The sequence below is a fragment of the Lentzea sp. NPDC060358 genome (genome assembly GCF_042725365.1).
Lineage (GTDB): Bacteria > Actinomycetota > Actinomycetes > Mycobacteriales > Pseudonocardiaceae > Lentzea.
The window spans coordinates 1-3,233 of sequence record NZ_JBHXCW010000424.1; the positions used below are offsets into that span (position 1 = coordinate 1).

General features: G+C 73.0%; 2 protein-coding genes. Both read right to left on the reverse strand.

Going from position 1 to position 3,233, the window contains the following annotated elements; genetic code table 11:
* Positions 1-330 (reverse strand): WGR domain-containing protein (locus tag ACFWGZ_RS40405; RefSeq protein WP_382456873.1); only part of this gene is annotated, 330 nt, incomplete at its 3' end.
* Between the two features lie 44 nt (positions 331-374).
* On the reverse strand, positions 375-3,233 hold a 2,859-nt coding region (locus ACFWGZ_RS40410), incomplete at its 5' end, for a DUF4132 domain-containing protein (protein WP_382456874.1).

The following is a 3,233-nucleotide window of genomic DNA, read 5'->3' on the forward strand; positions in this document are numbered from 1 at the left end:
CGCTGGCTGCGTCGACGCTGGCTGCGTCGACGCTGGCTGCGCTGGCGCGGGCTGCTGCGGCGCCGGCTGCTGCGGCGCGGAGTCGCGGGTGGCGGGAGCGGCGGACCCGGCGTTTTCCTCGGTCGTGCCGACGGGCCGGTAGCCCTTCTTCTCCTTGTCCGCCACCAGCTTGGCGACGTGCGCCTCGGCCGCCTCCTCGGTGTCGAGCTCCTTGGTCTGCGTCTGGCCGTTGGTCTGCAGCCGTCCGAACCGGACGGTCACCTCCGTGCCCTCGCGGTCGATCTCCCAGAACTTCGCGGAGCTGCCCGCGACGAGTTCCCACCTGCGCACTTGCTGTACCTCCGTGCTCTTGCGGACAAAGGGGATGGTCGCGCTCAGGCGCGCAGGAACTCCAGTTCGGACACCAGCTCCGAGACCGTGATCCGGTCCGGCTCGAAGGTGTCCGCGGCGTTGCGCTGCGACGACCAGTAGCCCTGGCCGTCGGAGGAGAACCACAGCTCGGTGATCTTGAGCTCCGGGAAGATGTCGATCGCACCCGCCGCGATGCCGGGGTCGAGCGAGGCGACGAGGGCGCCGCCGGAGGGCAGCGGGCGGGTCATCCAGCACTCGACGCCGCCGTCCTGCGGCTCGCCGCGGACCCAGCCCCTCTTGGTGAGGCTGAGGACCTTGCCCACCGGGAGGTCGACGCCGCAGTACCGCTTGAGCTGCGGCAGCACGTCGCCGCCGGACGGCAGCACGTGCAGCGGCCGGCCGAGCTGCGGGAACGGCTGGAGGATCTCGTAGTCGGCGAACACCTCGCCCCACGCCTCCAGCCGGTCGCGCAGGTCCACCGGGTGCGCCACGCGGATCGACGCGCCCTCGGGGAGGGTGAACTCGTCGTCGTTCGCGTCGGCGAGCGTGCGGTCCTCGGCCAGCCGGAACGACTGCCCGCCGTCGGTGATCCAGACCAGGCGGCGGACGATGTGCCAGAGCAGCGGGTGGCCGGCCAGGACGGTGTGGAACTCCTCGGTGGTCCAGGTGCGCTGGTCGACCATCGCCCGCTCCAGGCGGTGGATCTGGTCGGAGGCGACGGCGCGGACGTCCTTCTTCAAGGCCGCGAACCGCTTGTGCTCGAGCGGCGCCTTGTCCTGGTCGTCCTTGGCGCCGGGCTTGGGCAGGTCCTTGCGGCGCTTGCCGTCCGGGTCGAGCACGAACGGCTTGAGCTGCTCGTCGAACCCGACGGTGAACTGCCGCGGGCCGTAGTCGATCACCAGCGACGCCTCGTCGTCGAGGCCGAGCCGCGGCACGAGGCGGTCCGCGAGCTGGTCGCGGCTCAGGCCGAGCTCGGTGGCGATCTGGGAGACCTTCTCCTGGGCCTTGGTCTTGAGGCCCTTGAACTTCACCTTCTCCGCGATGCTGTTGAGGTGCGACAGCGCCACCTCGGTGCCGATGTCGGCGAGCACGTCGAGAGCCGTCACGGCGCGCGCGTGCTGGCTCTCGCCCGGCCACACGCGGATGAGCGGGGACAGCGCCCGCACCGTCGAGTCGTCGCCGAACCAGCCCAGGGCGTGGAGCGCCCAGCCCTCCTTCGAGGGTGCGCCGATCTCCTGCCAGCGCTGGAAGACGGCCCAGGCGAACTCGGCCAGCGAGCCGCGGTCGAGCGCCTCCCTGGCGACCTGCAGACCCGCGTAGACGTCACCGGGCCGCGACAGCGCCGCCGTCATGAGCAGGTGCCGCGCGGCCTCGGGCGACAGCGCGTGCTTGCGGTCCGCGAGCAGGACCTGGGGGAGCAGCCGGGTGTCGGCCCACTCGCCGACCGACGGCAGCCGCGCGGGCAGCACGTCGACCGGGTCGACGGCCAGGAACGCCTCCAGCGCGGCGGCGGCCTGCGGCGTGGGGGCGAGCGCCACCACGTCGACGCCCATGCCGTGCAGGTGCCGCAGCGCGGCCTCGGCGTTGCGGCGCTCGGCACGCGCCTTGCCCAGGGCGGGCGGGATGAGGAAGCGGGCGGCGGTCTCGCGGTGCCGGGCCAGCCACTCCAGCGCGACCTTGCGGACCTGCTTGAGCCGCACGAGCCAGTCGGCCATCAACGCCGCGACCTCGGGCGTGGCGAAGGGCAGCACGACCACGGCCGCCCCGGAGCTCGACTCGACGATCCGCAGCAGCGGCGGCAGCGCGTCGAACCCGAACCGCGCGCCCAGCATCTTGCCGGTGGCCTCGGCGCTCCAGCCGAGCTTCGGGTGCCAGTCCGCGAGCAACGGCCGCACCTCCTCCTCGGGGGCGAGGGCGAACAGGTCGCGCATCCGGTAGCCGATGCGGTTCGCGCGGAACTCCTTCATCAGCTCCTGCCACGTCACGCGCTGGTGCGTGTAGCGGCCCAGGTTCAGCCACTGCTCGCGCTCGCCCGGCTCCCACACCGCCGACGCCTGCGGCACCGGGAGGCCGTCGAGGACGACGGCCTTGACCGCGGGCTTGCGGTGCAGCCACGGCGGCGAGGCGAGCAGCGGCGGCAGCGCCTCGACCGGCGCCTCCGGCACCTCGGCCTCCTCGACCGCGACGAAGCCCTCCGGCGCCTCGAGCTGCGGGTAGGTCCGCAGGTGCACGCTCAGCAACTGCCGCAACCCGGCGTTCGCGCCCGCCCGCTCACCGAGCAGCCGGGCCGCCCGGGCCGGGAACGCCGCCATCGCGGACAGCAGCGCCGGCCGCGCGTACTTGGTGTCGGCGCGGTCGAGCAGGATCGTGAACGCCTCGTCGGTCGGCAGCGCCGCCAGCACCTTCAGGACCTGCTTGCGCCCGTCCGCGCGCTGGTACTGGTGGTCGAGCGCGGTGGCCAGCAGCGGCGCGACGGCCGGACCCAGCAGGTAGACGGCCGTGTGCAGGATGAACGTGCTGTTGGTGATCGACGACTGGGCCTGTTCGAACTCCTCGAACGTGCTCGCGCTGCACGGCAGGATCCACCACCGCGTGCCGGAGTGCGGCGTCTGGCACGCCTCGGCGAACCAGTCGGGGTTGCCCGGCAGCAGGAACGCCCGCACGAGCTTCGCGGTCGGCTCGGTCAGCAGGTCGAGGCCGTCGATCCCCGCCAGCACGGCCTCGGCGGCCTCCCGCTCGGCGTCGCTCGCCACCGCCAGCGCGTACCGGATCGACAGCAGCATCCGGCCCTCGACCCGGTCGAGGATGACGTGGAAGTGGCCGCTGCGGGACATCAGGCGCTCGGTGCCGTACGAGTGCTGCTGCGGCAGCCACTCCGGCAA